The sequence below is a fragment of the Methylobacterium oxalidis genome (assembly GCF_007992195.1).
Classification (GTDB): Bacteria; Pseudomonadota; Alphaproteobacteria; order Rhizobiales; family Beijerinckiaceae; genus Methylobacterium; species Methylobacterium oxalidis.
This window is the reverse complement of the sequence record NZ_BJZU01000152.1, coordinates 1-15966: the sequence shown is the minus strand read 5'-3', so window position 1 is coordinate 15966 and position 15966 is coordinate 1. Positions and strand designations below refer to the sequence as shown.

Annotated in this window: 10 protein-coding genes and 1 pseudogene; 8 read left to right on the top strand and 3 right to left on the bottom strand. The window is 64.6% G+C overall.

The window, feature by feature from the left end; all coding sequences use genetic code 11:
• A partial coding sequence (locus MOX02_RS26855) for a TonB-dependent receptor domain-containing protein (RefSeq protein WP_147028869.1) occupies positions 1–1277 on the top strand: 1277 nt, incomplete at its 5' end.
• A gap of 495 nt (positions 1278–1772) precedes the next feature.
• Here the strand turns inward: MOX02_RS26855 and MOX02_RS26850 are convergent.
• On the bottom strand, positions 1773–2627 hold the full coding sequence (locus MOX02_RS26850) for a type 1 glutamine amidotransferase (RefSeq protein ID WP_147028872.1): 855 nt from the start codon (positions 2625–2627) through the stop codon (positions 1773–1775).
• A gap of 175 nt (positions 2628–2802) precedes the next feature.
• Between MOX02_RS26850 and MOX02_RS26845 the strand changes: the two genes are divergently transcribed.
• The 5 genes and pseudogenes from MOX02_RS26845 (at position 2803) to MOX02_RS26830 (ending at position 10974) form a co-directional block, all read left to right on the top strand.
• Entirely contained in the window at positions 2803–3795 is a 993-nt protein-coding gene (locus MOX02_RS26845; RefSeq protein ID WP_147028871.1) for an NAD(P)/FAD-dependent oxidoreductase, read from the top strand.
• Between the two features lie 29 nt (positions 3796–3824).
• Positions 3825–4310 carry a hypothetical protein gene (locus MOX02_RS32460; protein WP_238179571.1) on the top strand — a complete coding sequence of 162 codons (486 nt, stop codon included), beginning with the start codon at positions 3825–3827 and terminating at the stop codon, positions 4308–4310.
• A gap of 18 nt (positions 4311–4328) precedes the next feature.
• A pseudogene (locus MOX02_RS32455) lies at positions 4329–4613 on the top strand (lipase family protein); the annotation flags it as partial.
• Positions 4614–4968: 355 nt separating this feature from the next.
• Positions 4969–7275 (top strand): MHYT domain-containing protein, encoded by a 2307-nt coding sequence (locus tag MOX02_RS26835; RefSeq protein ID WP_147028868.1) that lies wholly within the window; start codon positions 4969–4971, stop codon positions 7273–7275.
• Between the two features lie 672 nt (positions 7276–7947).
• Positions 7948–10974, top strand: a complete 3027-nt coding sequence (locus MOX02_RS26830; protein ID WP_147028867.1) for a response regulator — start codon at positions 7948–7950, stop codon at positions 10972–10974.
• A gap of 152 nt (positions 10975–11126) precedes the next feature.
• Here MOX02_RS26830 and MOX02_RS26825 read toward each other — a convergent pair whose 3' ends face one another.
• The gene (locus MOX02_RS26825; RefSeq protein ID WP_238179573.1) at positions 11127–12509 is read right to left on the bottom strand and encodes a pentapeptide repeat-containing protein; all 1383 of its coding nucleotides are present in this window, start codon (positions 12507–12509) and stop codon (positions 11127–11129) included.
• Between the two features lie 417 nt (positions 12510–12926).
• Here MOX02_RS26825 and MOX02_RS26820 point away from each other — a divergent pair, with 417 nt between their 5' ends.
• The gene (locus MOX02_RS26820) at positions 12927–13712 is read left to right on the top strand and encodes an alpha/beta fold hydrolase (RefSeq protein WP_238179575.1); all 786 of its coding nucleotides are present in this window, start codon (positions 12927–12929) and stop codon (positions 13710–13712) included.
• A 42-nt stretch (positions 13713–13754) separates the two neighbouring features.
• Here MOX02_RS26820 and MOX02_RS26815 read toward each other — a convergent pair whose 3' ends face one another.
• A complete protein-coding gene (locus MOX02_RS26815; RefSeq protein ID WP_170268010.1) occupies positions 13755–15206 on the bottom strand; it encodes an alkaline phosphatase D family protein in 1452 nt (483 codons plus the stop codon).
• A 201-nt stretch (positions 15207–15407) separates the two neighbouring features.
• Here MOX02_RS26815 and MOX02_RS26810 point away from each other — a divergent pair, with 201 nt between their 5' ends.
• Complete coding sequence (locus MOX02_RS26810) at positions 15408–15590, top strand: hypothetical protein (RefSeq protein ID WP_147028864.1); 183 nt, start codon at positions 15408–15410, stop codon at positions 15588–15590.
• Positions 15591–15966 lie beyond the last annotated feature (376 nt).

Here is a 15966-nt window from a genome sequence, read left to right as displayed (position 1 = left end):
CCCTAGGGCTCAGTAACAGCTTCGTCGTGGGCGGCTCGATCGATGTTGCCGACTACAGCTTCAAGTCGTCAAGCACGCTCGGCGTCATCAACCCCAATCTCAGGGTGACTACGGACCCGAACAACCCCTTCTACGGCAACATTCCTGGCCTCGGCACCGACTTCCTGCGCACGGCAGGGGCGCTCGGCATCGCGCCATCGAGCGTCCTTGGCTCGAACCTCTACATGGGCCTCTACACCACCGACACGGTCGACCTGACCGATGCGCTCTCGTTGACGGCCGGCGCGCGGCTCAACTTTGCGCGCATCACCAGCCAGGATCTGACCGGCTTCTCGCCGGACGTGACGGGCACGCACTACTACAGCAAGATCAACCCGCTCGCCGGTCTGACCTACCGCTTCACCCCGAACCTCTCGCTCTACGGCAGCTACTCGGAGTCGAACCGCGCGCCAACTCCGCTGGAGCTCGCCTGCGCCAACCCCGACCGGCCTTGCCTGCTGCCGAACTCCGTGGTGGCCGACCCGCCGCTCAAGCAGGTGACCGCGCAGACCTACGAGGTGGGCTTCCGGGGTGCGCTGCCGGACTTCTACGACGGTGGTCTCGTCAACTGGAAGGTCGGCGCCTTCCGCACGGATCTGGCGAACGACATCCTGCAGCTCGCGACCCCCGGCAACGCAGCGCGTGGCTACTTCGTCAACGTGCCGGCCACCCAGCGCCAGGGTGTCGAGGTCGGCGCCGAGTACGTCTCGGACTGGCTCTCGGTCTACGCGAATTACGCGCTGATTGACGCAACCTTCCAGTTCACCGGCACGCTCACCTCGCCGAACAACCCGCTGGCCGATGACGGCGCGATCTTCGTTCGGCCGGGCAACACGGTGCCGCTGGTCCCGGCCCACCAGTTCAAGGTCGGCTTCGACGTCGAGGTGCTGCCGCGTTGGCGCGTCGGCATGGCGCTGCAGGCCTACTCCTCGTCCTACTTCCGGGGCGACGAGTCGAACATTAACCCGAAGCTGCCCGCCTACTACGTACTGAGCCTGAACACGAGCTACCGGGTGAACCCGAACCTGGAGCTGTTCGGCTACGTGACCAATCTGACCAACAACCGCTACGCCACGTTCGGCACGTTTGCAGAGCGGGGTCCAGTGGCGGGTAACTTCGTGATCAACGATCCGCGTACGACGACGCTGGCGCAGCCGCTCTCGATCTACGGCGGTGTCCGCTACACCTTCGGCGAGGCGCCGGCTCCGATGCCGGAGCCGCTGGTCCGTAAGTTCTAAAAACATTCGGCCGAGGAGGGCCGACGATGGCTCTCCGCCGAATGGCCGCCTGCTTGCCGCCGCCCTATCGTCGTCTTCTGGATTTGGCTCATGTCAGTGTGCCCGCGCCAGCCCCATCGGGCAATTGCGCGAGCCGCGATGAACGTCTGCTTCTGCAGTTCAGATGCCGAAAGCCGCCATTCTGTTGTCGGCCAAAGTCAGCCGTTCGGCATTGCGCCCATCCCAGTCGTTCTGAGTGATTGATCGCCTGCCTTAAAGCAGACGCCTCAGCGTCACTGCTGGATGAGATTGCTTCAGATGGCTCGAAATGCCGTCGCCATCGGGCTCATCCTTCGAATGCAGCTTGTCCGGCTGATAGCGCCGCCGTCAGCGCGGTTACCACCGTATCGATGCGCGCGGCCCGCCGCAGATCTGCGTGCGTCAGCACCCACAGCGCGGAGCCGAGTCCAGTGTCGCCGCTTGTGGCAGGCGAATGAGGCCGTGCTGCTCCGTACCTCAGCGCTGCCGAGCTCCTCGCTCTCTGCCTAGAGCCTCAATGAAGTTGCGCAGCTCCGTCAGCCGCTTGGCCGCGTTGGTGACCTGCTCGTCAAGGCCGAGCCGCCACGCCAGGTCGCGCCTGCGGGGTTCACGATGCAGCGCATCAACCTGATCCGCGTACGCCTCTACCTCGCCTTGACTCCGGGCAAGCCCCGCATCGAGCAAGCTGTCCGTCTGTCGGAGCAGGGCTCCCGCGACCTCATCGAGCCCGAGTTCTGGATGGTACTGAACGCCCCAGAACACGCCCGCATCAAAGCGGATCTCAGCCGCTTGCACCGCGGTGACCCGGTTGCCGGCCAGCAGCAGCGCCCCCTCCGGCAGTGTCTCGACCTCGTCCGTGTGGACCGCGGGCGCGTCGTAGGCGGCAGGCCGTCCCGCCAGGAGCGGGTGGCTGCGCCCGTGCTCGGTCAGCGTAATGCGGCGGGCGAACCCGGCCTCGTAGCCGCGCACATTGGGGCGCACTGTGCCTCCGGCCGCAACGGTGGCGACCTGAAGCCCAGCGCACGAGCCGAAGGACGGGATGCCGGAGGCGAACACCGCACGCATGAACTCGACTGTACGCCGCGTCTTCGGCGTTTCCTTGTAGAGGTGGAGCGGTGATCCGGTCAGGAACACGCCGTCGTAGCCTGCCAGGGACGCTCCGGCAGGTAGTCCGGCCCCGGCATCCGCCGGCTTGATCCGGTCGCAGCGCGCTCCCGGTGCCAGGCTCAACAGCGTATCGAGATAGGTCTCTCCCGAGGAGCGGCCGACACTCTCGCGGCGGCTCTCGCGTGCCTCAGGCGGTTCACTCTCGGCCACGAGGAACCGCAACACAGAACTGGAGTGAGGCACGTTTGCTGTTCTCTTGCCGTGATGCAGGCGGATGGGGAGGCGTGAACCGGCCGCCACAAGGCGAAGTTCCAGACAGGGGCTCTGCGCCGCAGGGTACCGGAACCAGCGCAGGTCAAGGGCCGTCCTTTCAGGCGGGTCCTTCGGAACGGGTAGGATGATGACAGAGCCGTGGTCCAACGCGGTGGACGGGCCGCTCGACTGCGTGATCGTCGGTGGTGGCCCGGCTGGGCTGACAGCTGCGCTCTACCTGGCTCGCTTCGGGCGCCGCTTCCTTGTGGTGGATGCAGGCGACTCCCGCGCGTCCTGGATACCGACCAGCCACAACATCCCGGTCTTTGCCGAGGGCATCTCCGGGCAGGAGATCCTCAGCCGTCAACGCGAGCACATCGCGCGATACGGCACCCCGATCGTCAACGGCACCGTCACGGCGTTGCGCAAGGTCCAGGAAGGCTTCGCCGTCAGCTTCGAAGAAGGAGCGCGGGTTCCTATCTCACGTGAGGTGCGGGCGCGCCGGGTGCTGCTCGCGACGGGTGCGGACGACGTGGAGCCGGATCTGCCCGATCTGCCTGACGCGGTCCGTCGGGGTCTCGTTCGCTACTGCCCGATCTGCGATGGCTATGAGGCACGCGGCAAGCGCATCGCGGTGATCGGTCACGGCGACAGGGGACTGGGCGAGGCGGTGTTCGTGGCCCGCACCTACTCGCGGGACGTGACGCTGCTGACGCTGGGCCAAGGCATGGACCTCGATGCGGCCGAGCGTGAACGTGTCGAGAAGCACGGCATCCAGGTTGTCCACGAGCCAGTCAGCAGCCTCGACATCGAGGAAGGCGAGATCACCGTGCTGCGCACGGCTGGCGGCGAGGAACACCGGTTCCAGGTACTCTACTCAGCCCTCGGGCTGAAGCTTCGCTCCGAATTGGCTCTCGGCTTGGGCGCCGAGCACGACGGGACGGGTGCCCTGATTGTCGACGAGCACAACCGCACGACGGTGCCGGGCCTCTACGCTGCTGGCGGCGTGGTGCGCGGGCTTGATCAGGTGGTGGTCGCGATGGGCCATGCCGCCATGGCGGCCACGGACATCCACAACCGCTGCGAGTTGCCGACCGAGGAAGAGGTTGGCGGAGCCGAACGGCGGCCTAGCCCTGCATAATCTGTATCGCGGAGGAGAAGCGGACTTGAGTGGTGGGAGCGGCGCATCCAAGCCCACGTTTCGGCGTTGCTGCATCTGTTTCCACGGCCCTGGCAAAATGGAGGGCCGGCCAACACCACGAGGATCATTCGAAAGATTTGGAGCGCGGCGGCGTCATCATCGGCATTCACGGCTTGGCCAACAAGCCGCCGATCGACGAGAAGACACGATGGTGGAAGGCGGCCATTGCAGAAGGTTTGACTCGCAACGAGGGACTGATCGCTCCAGAGTTCCTCTTCGAGTTGGTGTACTGGGCTGACCTCCGGTATGACACACCATTGTCGGTGGATGACAACCGGGAACCGTATCGCCCCTATGAAGGTGCCGGGCCGCTACCCACAGGTGAGGAGGCGCCCACGACCACCGCGAAGGATGTGCTGGCCCCGCTATATGCGGGCATCGACCGGGTCGAGGAGGCGACAGGTGTCACGCTCGTGGACGACCTGATCCTGGAACACCGTTTCGATGATCTCTGACACTACCACGCTGAACAAAGCTTCGCTCAGAAGGTGCGGGACCGGCTAAGCGAGCGCCTGCAGAGATACAAGCACCACCGCATTCTGCTCGTCGCGCACTCAATGGGTTCGGTCATCGCTTACGATGTACTGCGGCTGCTGGAGCGCGACGATCCATCGTTGCAGGTCGACCACCTCGTCACGGTCGGCTCGCCCCTATGCTTGGCGAAGGTCAAGCTCAAGTTCGAGGCCGAGCACTGGGCCCTGCGAGTGCCGAACAACGTCGCGGCCTGGAGGAACCTTGCCGACGGTTCACCAGCGTAAACAGTGAGGAAGCAAATCCGAGGCCTGCCTTAAGCATGCCAGGACCGCAGTAGCCAAAGCGTCCTTCATCATCGCCGCTCCCGCCTATGAACGTGGCTGTTCGGATTGGGTCTGCAGTGCGCATCGGCGTCGTGCCGATCCGGGCCTGCAAGGGTGGCTTGGACTAACCACGGCTCCGCAAAGCCATAAACTCGGAACACTACGGCCCCCGAAGGCGCAGGCGCGACGCCGCGACATTGACACCCGAAGATATATGCCCTCTGCACCTTTGGATGTGCGGGCGTACCCTGTGCCCCTGGTGGACCGTAAGCGGTGGGCCAGCCGATTAAACGAGGCCGCTAGGAAATTTGCCAGGATGCTCCACGCTGGTACCCACGACTTCGTCCTCGTCGCGCTCTCCATCCTGATCGCGGCTGCCGCTTCCTACACCGCACTCGACCTTGCCGCACGCATGCGCGCCTCCTCCGGATGGCCCTGCCGCGCGTGGCTCGCTACCGCTGCTCTCGCCATGGGCGGAGGCATCTGGGCGATGCACTTCGTGGCCATGCTGGCCTTCAGCCTCCCGGGCCTGGAGGTCGGCTATGATCTTCGCCTGACCCTGCTCTCGCTCATGCTGCCTATCGCGGTCACGGGGCTAGGCTTCTTCGTCGTCAACCGCCCCGGCGCAGGCCCTCTCGGCCTCTGCCTGAGCGGCCTCGTCATGGGGCTCGGCATCGCTGGCATGCACTACACCGGCATGTCTGCGATGCGCATGCCTGCCGACCTACGCTATGACCATCTCTGGGTCGCCATCTCGATTCTCATCGCCATCGGCGCAGCCATCGCAGCGCTCTGGCTCGCCTTTCAGCAGACCAGCGTCAGCGTTCGGCTCCTGGCGGCCGCGATCATGGGCTTCGCCGTATCGGGCATGCACTACGCCGCGATGCAAGGCTCCGTGTTCAGCGCTCATGCTTCCGTAGATCATGCCCATGGCATCGCGAGCGTAAACCAGACCTACCTCGCGCTCTGGGTTACCGCCACGACTTTCCTGATCCTCGTCCTGGCGCTAGCAGCAGCCATGTTCGACCGGCACCTCTCGCAGGCATCCGAGCATGAAGCGGCGGCTCTACGCGCGAGTGAACAGCGCTTCCGGCTGCTGCTCCAGGGTGTGACCGACTACGCCATCTTCATGCTCGACACCGAGGGCCGGATCGCCAACTGGAACGCGGGTGCTGAGCGCATCAAGGGTTACACGGCCGAGGAGATTGTCGGCAGCCACCTGTCCCGCTTCTACACGCCGGAGGACCTTCAGGTCGGCGTTCCTGCAACCGCGCTTGAGACCGCAGCCCGTGAGGGGCGCTTCGAGGCCGAGGGCTGGCGGGTTCGCAAGGACGGCAGCCGCTTCTGGGCCAACGTGGTGATCGATGCGATTCGCGACGAGCAGGGTCAACTTGTCGGCTTCGCAAAAGTCACGCGCGACATCACCGAGCGCAAGCAGGCCCAGGAAGCCCTGGAACACGCCCGCGAGGCGCTCGTCCAGGCCCAGAAGATGGAAGCCGTGGGCCAACTCACGGGGGGCGTCGCGCACGACTTCAACAACCTGCTCATGGCTGTTCTCGGCAGCCTCGAACTGCTCAGAAAGCGGCTGCCGGACGATCCCAAGCTCACGCGTTTGCTCGACAACGCAGTGCAGGGCGCGCAACGCGGTGCGGTCTTGACCCAGCGCATGCTAGCCTTCGCGCGGCGACAGGAGCTTAAGCCTGAAACAGTTGACCTGTCCGATCTGGTTCGGGGCATGGCAGACCTGCTCCAGCGCTCGATTGGTCCGCTCGTGCGCATCGAAACCCGTTTTCCGCTCGGCCTGCCGCGCGTGATGGTGGATGCGCACCAGTGTGAGCTTGCGCTCCTTAATCTCACAGTGAACGCGCGCGATGCGATGCCGGAGGGCGGCACGATTACGATTTCAGGCCGCGAAGCGGCCGAGACGGACGCAACCGTTCTGCCGGAAGGCCGCTACGTCTGTTTATCGGTGGCAGACACGGGCATGGGCATGGACGCGGAGACGCTGGCCCGCGCGCAGGAGCCGTTCTTCACCACAAAGGGGGCAGGCAAGGGCACAGGGCTCGGCCTTCCCATGGTGCAAGGCTTGGCCGCGCAGTCACGTGGGCGCTTCCTGCTCAGAAGCCGCCCCGGCGAGGGTACAACGGCGGAGATGTGGCTCCCGATGGCCGAGGGGTCGGCCACAAGGGAAGAGGCTCCGAGCGCCGTACCCCCACCACGTGCGCCGATGCGAGCCCTGACCATACTGGTCGTCGATGATGATCCGCTGGTGCTGGAGAACACGGCGGCGATGCTGGAAGACTTGTGTCACCGCGTTGTCAGGGCCCGTTCAGGCCAGGAGGCGCTGGAACTTCTGCTTCGAACGCAGGGGCTGGACCTCGTGATCACTGACCAAGCCATGCCGGGCATGACTGGCACGCAAGTGGCGGAGCGGATTGGGGCCGAGCGTCCTGGGTTGCCGGTTATCCTGGCGTCTGGTTACGGCGAGGTGCCGGCGGAGATGCATCAAACCCTCCTCCGGCTGAAGAAGCCCTTCGATCAGGAAACCCTCACTCTTGCTGTGGCCGATGCACTTGCCGCGGTTGAGGATGCCAGCAAGGTGGTCGCTCTCCACTCTCGGTAGGCGAGTTTAAGCAGTCAGAAGCATACGAAATGGCTCACGCGCGCCCCGCGCCAGCTTGCCTCTTCGCGGCTTGACCATCGGCGTCGCTGGCGCTCTCGGAGCCGGCTCTCGCGGGTACCTCACCGTCCTACGGTGGCCGATTCAGCATACCCACCATCGAGCCAATCTGCCGCGCCGATCCTCCCAGTCATCCTCCTCCTTATCATCGGGGCCATTCGGTATCCGACCGGACACGCCGGCTGTAGGTCAAATCGTTGACCTAATTGAGGTCGCGCACCGCCGCGAGCACGTGCGTGCTGTCGGTGCGCTGACGGCCTCGTGCCTTGAGCAGGCGTTGATTGCGCGCGGCGTTGATGATGCGGGTGAGCAAGCGTTCGCTGGCCGCGTGCTGCAGGGCATGTTGGTCCAGGGGCGCGATGGTACTCAGCGCGAGGAGTTGGAGTGGATCGCCACTGTTCGGCGCCTGGCTTTCAAGGGGCGCCGAGTTGACAGAGGAGGCAGACCCAAATTCTGCAAGGGGTCGCTATGAGACTTTCGCCGCGGCCGTATCGAAGGTCCGCCTGTTACAGCCTGCCGTTGCAAACACAGCCAGCGCAGGGGCCGCATCATACAAATCTTGAGTGTCGCGAGTTGGCATCGAGGACGTCTCTGCCGGGTTAGATCATCGCTACCATGACCATCAGCCCCACTCCCGCAAACCGCTGGCGCTTCCTTAGACGCCAGCGGCGCTTTCCAGGCTCACCGCTCGCCTTCCTCCTGCTCGCACTCGCATTGGCAGCCGGGGGCTGGAACTACCTCGCGGGCGCTCGCACCCAGGCCGAGGTGGCAAGGCTGAACGGCATTATGGCGCTCAGCGAGCGTGTTCTCTCAACCATCAAGGACGTGGAGACCGGTCTGCGCGGCTATGCTCTGACCGGGGGCGAGGAGTACTTGGAGCCGTACAATGCGGCCCTCGCTCGCCTCGGCGCAGAGTTGGACAGGCTCGATACGTTCACCGTCGACCCCAATACACGCAGCCAGCGCAGGGAGTTGATCGAGGCCGAGAAGGCCTATGCCGCGCGCGTCATCGCCACGCGCAGGTCGGCCGGCCCGCAAGCCGCCAGAGAGTTCGTGGGTACAGGCGAGGGCAAACGCAGCATGGATGCGATCCGTGGTCTGACACGGGACGTGCAGGATCAGGCGAGTGCGGACCTGGAACATCTTGCTGCAGCCGATCGCCTGCGCTCGCCGCTGCTGCCTCTGGTCACGCTTGCCTCAGCCCTGGCTGCCGTCGGCTTGCTTGCCTGGCTCGCCTTGGTGCGCCGTCGCGAGAGCCAGCGCATGGCCGACCTTCTCGAGGGCGTCCTGGAGAATGCGCCTGTCGGCCTCGGCTTCCTCGACCGCGACCTCAACATCCGCCACATGAACCGCGCCCTGGAGAACATGAGCGAGCGTGGCTTCGGCGCGGACATCGGCGCTCCGATCTGGGCCCTTCTGCCCTCGCTCCATGACGAACTCTCACCCAAGCTGGCGGCGGCGCGCGACCAAGGACTTGTGACCGCAAACGTCGAGGTTGGAGTTCCTACCCCGAGTGCTCCAGGCGGAGTGCGTCACTTCCAGATGAGCTTCTTTCCGCTTCGACGCATGAGCGGTCGTCATCGGGGGCAGGCAGATGGCGTCGGCATCGTCATGGCCGATGTGACCTTGAGCAAGCTTTCCGAGAGCCGCCTGGCCGAGAGCGAGGAGCGCTTCCGCTCGCTCACGGAGGCCACCTCGGCTGTTGTCTGGACCACGATGCCGGACGGCGAGTTCCGGCAGGTCAGCTCGGAGTGGACGCGCTTCACCGGCCAGACACCGGCTGAAGCAGCCGGCCGCGGATTCCTGGAGGCCATCCATCCCGAGGACCGAGCCGCGACGCGGGAGGCATGGGAGCGGGCGGTCGAGAGCCGCACGCTCTACGCTGTTGAGCACCGCCTGCGCCGGCACGATGGCATCTACCGCTACATGGAAGCGCGCGGCGTCCCGATCCTGGAGGAGGATGGGCGCGTGCGCGAGTGGGTCGGCGCGCACTTCGACATCACCGAGCGCAAGGAGGCTGAACTGCAATTGGAGGCCGCCAAGGAGGCAGCCGAGGAGGCGAACCGGGCGAAAAGCCAGTTCCTGGCCAACATGAGCCATGAGCTGCGCACGCCGCTCTCGGCGGTGATCGGCTATTCCGAGATGCTGCAGGAGGAGATGGAGGATCTCGGCGAGGAGAGCCTGCTCGCCGACATGCGCAAGATCGAGTCGAACGCGCGCCACCTGCTGGGCCTCATCAACGACGTCCTCGACCTCTCGAAGATCGAAGCCGAGCGCATGGAAATCTACCCTGAGGACCTCGACGTGGCCGACACCGTTCGGGAAGTGGCCACGACGGTCGATGCCCTGGTCGCCAAGAAGGCCAACACCCTGAATGTTCACCTCAGCGATGGGCTCGGCGCTGTGCACACCGACGCAACCAAGCTGCGACAGTGCCTGATCAACCTCCTGAGCAACGCGGCCAAGTTCACCGAGAACGGCCGCATCACCCTCTCGGCGGAGCGCGAGCATCGGAACGGCACCGATTGGCTCCGCTTCGGCGTGGCCGACACCGGCATCGGCATGAGCGAGGAGCAACAGGCCAAGCTGTTCCAGCGCTTCACGCAGGCCGATGCGTCGACCACGCGTCGCTTCGGCGGTACGGGCCTGGGTCTCGCCATCACCCGCGCCTTCGCGCGCATGCTTGGCGGCGAAATCACGGTTGAGAGCAAGGAGGGAGCCGGCACGACCTTCACGTTGGAGGTGCCCGCGCGCTACGAGGAGCGCCCCTCTGCCGAGCTCGCCAATCAGGCTGGGCAGGACCTGCCCGCAGCGCCAAGGGACGGACCGGCAGTCCACGGCGACGCCGACCTTGTCCTTGTGATCGATGACGATCCGGCCACACGAGACCTGCTTGCCCGCTTCCTGCAGCGGGACGGGTTCAAGGTGGCTGCGGCACCAGACGGGCACGCGGGCTTGGAGCAGGCGCGAGCCTTGCGCCCGCGCGTCATCCTGCTCGACGTCACGATGCCACGCATGGACGGCTGGGCGGTGCTGCGGGCCCTGCGGTCAGATCCTGAGTTCGGGGCAACGCCGGTGATCATGGTCACTGTGCTCGACGAGCAAAACCTCGCCTTCTCTCTGGGCGCGACCGATTATCTGCAGAAGCCCGTCGAGTGGGGACAGCTGAAAGAGGCGATGGAGCGCTTTCGGCCGGCCATACATGAGGGACCCGTGTTGGTCGTTGACGACGATCCCGATGTCCGCGAGCGCATGACTGCGCTGCTGACGCATGAGGGCTGGCGGGTGACCTCAGCGGAGAACGGCCGAGCGGGCCTGGAAGCAGTGGGTGTCCGCCGGCCGGGGCTGATCCTACTCGATCTGATGATGCCGGAAATGGACGGCTTCGGCTTCTTGCGAGAATTGCGAGCCAAGCCCGAATGGCGGGACATTCCGGTTGTGGTGCTGACGGCCAAGGATGTCACGGCGGATGACCGGCGGCGGCTGGCGGGTCAGGCCGACCGCATCCTGCAGAAGGGTGGCCTAAGCTTGGCCGATCTGGCCGCAACCTTGCGCTCGCTCATGAGCCCAGCTCTCAATAGCGGGAACGGCGATGAAGAGGAGGTGCCAGCGAGGGGCTCTGGCGGGCGGCCTCAGCTTTGACGAAGGTCATGCTCCATTGAACAGAGACCCATCGCGCCGCGAATGAAGGCGTGCCCCGGAGACTCATGCAGTCAGCTGATGAGCGTGTTAGAACCGCGCTAGGCCACTGCGGCATTCGTAGATGGGCACTCTCGCGGAATATCGGTCCTCAGCTAGCGCCTCATCCGGTTTCCAAGCACGAAGCCGAACAAACCCATAAGGATGATGCCTAAAGCGCCTTGCAAACCGACGAGGAGGTTCGTGACGCGCCCGATCGGTTTAATGCCGATCTCTGGCGGATTCGCAGTCATCATGTTGAGCGCGCTATAACTGACAAGGTCAACAAAGTTGCGCGTTGGGGTGCCATCACTGGCCTCTGGGATGAGACCGCCCGTGATCGCGTAAAGTGCTCCGAACAACAGGATCAGAAGGACAAAGGCGCGCACGATCCGTGACAGGCTCTCGCCGTAGTCGCAAAGCCATTCAACGAAGCGGTCGGCCCCCCAGCGATAGCCATGTCTTACGAGAGCTTTTAGGTCGCGTACGCGCCACGCGCTCAAAGCCTTTCGTCCGGACTGGTAACGGCCCATCCGGCGACCGCGCTTATAGGCCCAACTCGCCTCATGGTGACTTCCTATGCTCTTTAGGTTCTGCTCAAGGGCAAGGTAGCTTGCCTGAGCTGCCTCGTACTCGCCTGCAATCTCCTCACCGACAGCTCCCCCGAGTTGCTCGATCCTGAAGCGCGTTCCGTTGATCCAAGCTCCTGCAAAACGTGCATGGCGCAAGTTGCAGCTGGAGAGGTTGAGCCGGACGAGATCTGTGCTGGACAGATCGGCTGCGGATAGGTCTGCTCCATCGAGCTTTGCTCCAGTGAATCTTGCTCCACGAAGGCGTGACCCTGAGAGGCTTGCCTTGGTCAAGGTGGCTTCCTCGAAGACCGCGTAGGTAAGATGAGCGTCGCTTAGATTGGCTTCATCCAGGCGTGCACCTTTGAAGTTTGTGTAGTCGGCGTCAGCGCCAGCGAAATTGGCACCCCAGAGATCTGCGACAGAAAAGTTCGCTCCATCGAGGAGCGCATCTGCAAATTGCGCGAACCGCAGCGCAGCATTGGCAAAGTTGGCATCCTCCAGCATCGCTGCCGTAAATTTTGCTTGGCCGCCTGCTACCGCAGTGAAGCACGCGCCACTCAGGTCGGCTCTACTGAAATCAGCTTCCTCCGCGAGTGCTTGGTGAAAATTGGCAGAACGGCCCAGAGTGCCTGCGAGATTTGCCCGCGCGAGGTTTGCTCCTGTGAGATCAGCATTTTCCAAGTTGGCTTTGTGCAAACTTGCGTCGGCAAAATTCAATCCGGCTCGTTTACTGTCCCACCAAGAAGGCACATGAACTGTGCTGACCAGTGACTGTAGAACATCCCGTCCGAGTTGAAGACCGCTTAGGTCCATTGGCACATTGTTGATGCCCATGTCTTTAGACCTGTGAGTGGCAATCTTTTCGAGAATCGTGATGTGCTGAGCGGTTGGTGCGGTCAGCGGCGTGCCTCCCTCATCGTTCCGCATGATCGGCTTCGACCTTCCCAATTGTTGCAATGAGGGTCTCGTGAACGCGCTGATGGCATTGTGTGAGCATTTGGGACAAGCTTTGCGCGGCCGAGCAGGGAAATTTGGTGCGCAGCTTCCGCAATGGGGCTTGGCCGGTGCCGTTCCATGATCCTGTCGTCTGAAGGGGCTTGGGGCGTAACGATCTCCCGAGCGGTTGCGTTCTGCAGGGCCGCTCCTTCTCGACGTCAAACTCGGACCGGACGCGGCAGAGACGGAGAGATCGGCGTGCCTTTGCGGTGGATTGTCGGCACCGGCCTCGGAATACTGGCTGGCTTGGCCTTGACCGGCTCCCTAGCCCGGCGGCCTGACGCCCCGGAGTGCAGCGCGCGCCTCGGTCAGCTTGCCACGAGGCGAACCCGCGTGAATGGATTGACGATGTTCGCCCGAGTCTCGGTCGACCCCGTGCCTGGCGACCGCCTGCCCGTGATCCTGGTCCACGGCCTGGGCATGTCCAGCCGCTACATGGTCCCACTCGCGAGGCATCTGGCTCCGCACGTTCGGGTCTATGCGCTCGACCTGCCGGGCTTCGGCCTGAGCGACAAGCCTCGCCAAGCACTCACGGTTCGCGAGCTGGCCGATGCGCTTGCCGCCTGGATGCAGGCGGTCGGAATAGAGCGCGCGGCTCTTGTCGGCAACTCGCTGGGCTGCGAGGTGCTCGTCGAATTGGCGCTAGCTCACCCTCAGCTCGTCGACCGCCTTGTGTTCCAGGGGCCCACACCTGACCCGGAGGCGCGTAGCCTCGTTCGGCAGGTCGTTGGCTTCGTCGCCATCGCACCGTTCGAACGCTGGTCGCTCGCCTGGGTGGCTCTCGCTGACTACGCCCGCGGCGGCATTTGGCGCTACGTCCTGACCTTGCGTAGCATGATCGGCAATCGCATCGGCGAAAAGCTACCTCACGTCCCGCAACCCACGCTCGTCGTCTGGGGCACGCGTGACTACATTGTCCCGTATAGCTTCGTCACGATGCTCGCAGGCCTCCTGCCTCGCGGCCGTCTTGTCGTCCTGCCCGGTGCAGCCCACGGGATCAACTACTCGCATCCAGGGGAATTCACTGCCGTCCTGCTCCCTTTTCTGCTTGCCGCACCTCAGATGGCGGCCGCACGCACCGGACCTGAACCCGGCGACGGACGCAGGCTCACAATCTGCCGACAGCTGTCATAGCCGTCGCGCCGCGGTTCTCGCCCGAGGCGACGTTACCGGGTGTCAGCGGTAACCGGCAGGGATCGAGAGGCGCACCGGACCTTCCTTCCGCTCGGCGTGCCAGACGGCCAGGAGATCCCCGCCCGGTTTCAGGTTCAGCTCCAGCCAGTTGCGCGCGCGCAGATAGCGCTGGCTCGAACCGGGAAGCGGCACCAGCTTCGCCGTGATGCACGGTTCGAGCCGGAACTCGCCCGCACTGGCCCATTCCAGAGCCCTGGTGGCCAGTGGCGGGGGCGGCGGGTGAACAATGCCCGAGGACGTGAGCTGATGGATGCGCGCGCCCTCCCCCTCGATCACGCCCAGCGCTCCGAGGTGGATCTCGCCGGATAGCGCCGTCACGCGGGCGCCGGTCCGCCCCGAGAAGCGGAGCAGCGTCGCGAGCAAGCGCGACCATTCCTCCCAGTGCGCCAGGCTCACCCACTGGTCGATGAGGTCGTCCTGCCAGGACTGATGGCCGGGGACGAGCTCGAAGAACCTCTCCAGCAAAACCAGGCGGGCGTGGACCAGGGGCACCGTGGAGATCAGCACGACATGGCGGCAATCCGCCAGGCCGTCCAAAGCCGCTGTGAAGGCACGCCATCCAGCCTCGCCCATCACCTGCTGACGGCTGCGCTCGGAGCGCAGGTCCGGCGCGAGCAGGCCGACCTCGCCGACGCGGTAAGTCCAACCGAAGTGCTGGCCATCCCGCGCCATGAAGCCCTCGGGCAACTCGTCGGGTCGCGCGCCAAGCTGGAACAGGGCGAAGTGCTCGCGCGCTGCCGACCAGATGCCTTGGAGCACCGGGCAGTCCTCCCACTCGGGCGGGTAGCTTCCCCAGCCGTCCAGGATGTCGTGATCGTCCCACATCATCAGCGAGGGAACGGAGGCGAGTACCGGCGCGAGCTGCGGCTGGCCCCAGAGGCGACGGTAGCTCTCGAAGTAAAAGTCCGCCACGGCCTCCATCATCTCGGGCGTGAAGGGTGTTTTCCGCCGCTTGCGCCAAGGCAGCCGGCGCCAGGCGGAGAGCGCAGGGACCTTGCGCCAGATCGAGTCGGCATAGAGCTGGTCGCCGCCCTGAAGGAGGAGATGGAACGGGTTGTGAGCATGCTCCTGGGCGAGCCGAGACCATAAGGCGTTGCGGTCGCCAAGGTCCGCCCAGGCGTCACCACGCTCGTTGCCGTTGCACGCTGTGAAGGCAAGGCGGAAGCTGTCGCTAGCCGCGGGAACACGGACCCGCCAGGACTGCTCACCCAGCCGGTACTCCCGATCACGAGAGACATGGTCGACCGGCAGCGAGAAATCGTACCGCCAGAGGATCCGACCATCGCGGCGGGCGAGAGGGCTGGGCGGAGCACGAACCGAGGCGACGCAAAGAGGAGGAGGCTCGTCGCCGGATGGGGCCGTGACCATGGCCGAGAGGCGCCAGCATCCGGAATGGCTGCCGCGGAACACGAGGACAGGGCTCATGGCCTGCATCTGTCTTGGCTCACGTGGCGAAAGTCGGACGGGCCGCACACGCGTCCTCCTCGGTGCCGCTGTGCATGGCTCTGGTCTCCACCGCCAACCGATTAGGAATAAGGAACGAGCAGGCAGTTTACGCCACGACAGGATCGCTCTTGCGGCGTGGCGGATGGGCCCTCATCTCACCGCCGCGGAAGCGTAGCCGTGGAGGGCGCCGTGCCGAAGAAGCCCGCTTGGATTATGTCCGAGACCGACGCCTTCGACCTTCTGAATGCGATTGATGAGCGGCTTGCGACGGCACGCCTGGGTCAGCAGCAGCACGATCTGCTTGTTCGGCTGCAATCGCTTCTGGAGGACGACCTCGGGGGCGAGAGGGCGATGCGCACGCTCCTCGGCTGACGAACTCGGTCGCATGCTCCGCCAGACGGCGAAGCGCGGGCGCCCTCACTGAATGCACGAGCACACTGTGCCGTCCGCCAGCCAAAAGGAACATGTCCCAGCGAAATCAACGTCCTGCGACAGCTTCCCAAGCTGAATGTCGTCGGTTCGATCCCGATCGCCCGCTCCACCTAACTCCCTGATCCTGCTAATGTTCTCGTGTCGCGACCGGCCGAGATGTTCCTCATGTTCCCCGTGGTGTTCCTCGCCGTTCCCCTTCGATGTTCGGGCTCCACTCTGCGGATCACGGTCGCATGACCCAGCTGCGCAGGGCCTTCTTTGACCCGCCGCCATCTGACACCAGCTCACGATCTATGGTTCAAGGATCGCCACTTAG

What these genes read in the sequence shown, in the direction of transcription:
- MOX02_RS26820 (WP_238179575.1), top strand. Translation starts at nt 12,927, where the DNA reads ATGTTCGCCCGAGTCTCGGTCGACCCCGTGCCTGGCGACCGCCTGCCC.
- MOX02_RS26815 (WP_170268010.1), bottom strand. Translation starts at nt 15,206, where the DNA reads ATGCAGGCCATGAGCCCTGTCCTCGTGTTCCGCGGCAGCCATTCCGGA.
- MOX02_RS26845 (WP_147028871.1), top strand. Translation starts at nt 2,803, where the DNA reads ATGACAGAGCCGTGGTCCAACGCGGTGGACGGGCCGCTCGACTGCGTG.
- MOX02_RS26835 (WP_147028868.1), top strand. Translation starts at nt 4,969, where the DNA reads ATGCTCCACGCTGGTACCCACGACTTCGTCCTCGTCGCGCTCTCCATC.
- MOX02_RS26830 (WP_147028867.1), top strand. Translation starts at nt 7,948, where the DNA reads ATGACCATCAGCCCCACTCCCGCAAACCGCTGGCGCTTCCTTAGACGC.
- MOX02_RS26825 (WP_238179573.1), bottom strand. Translation starts at nt 12,509, where the DNA reads ATGCGGAACGATGAGGGAGGCACGCCGCTGACCGCACCAACCGCTCAG.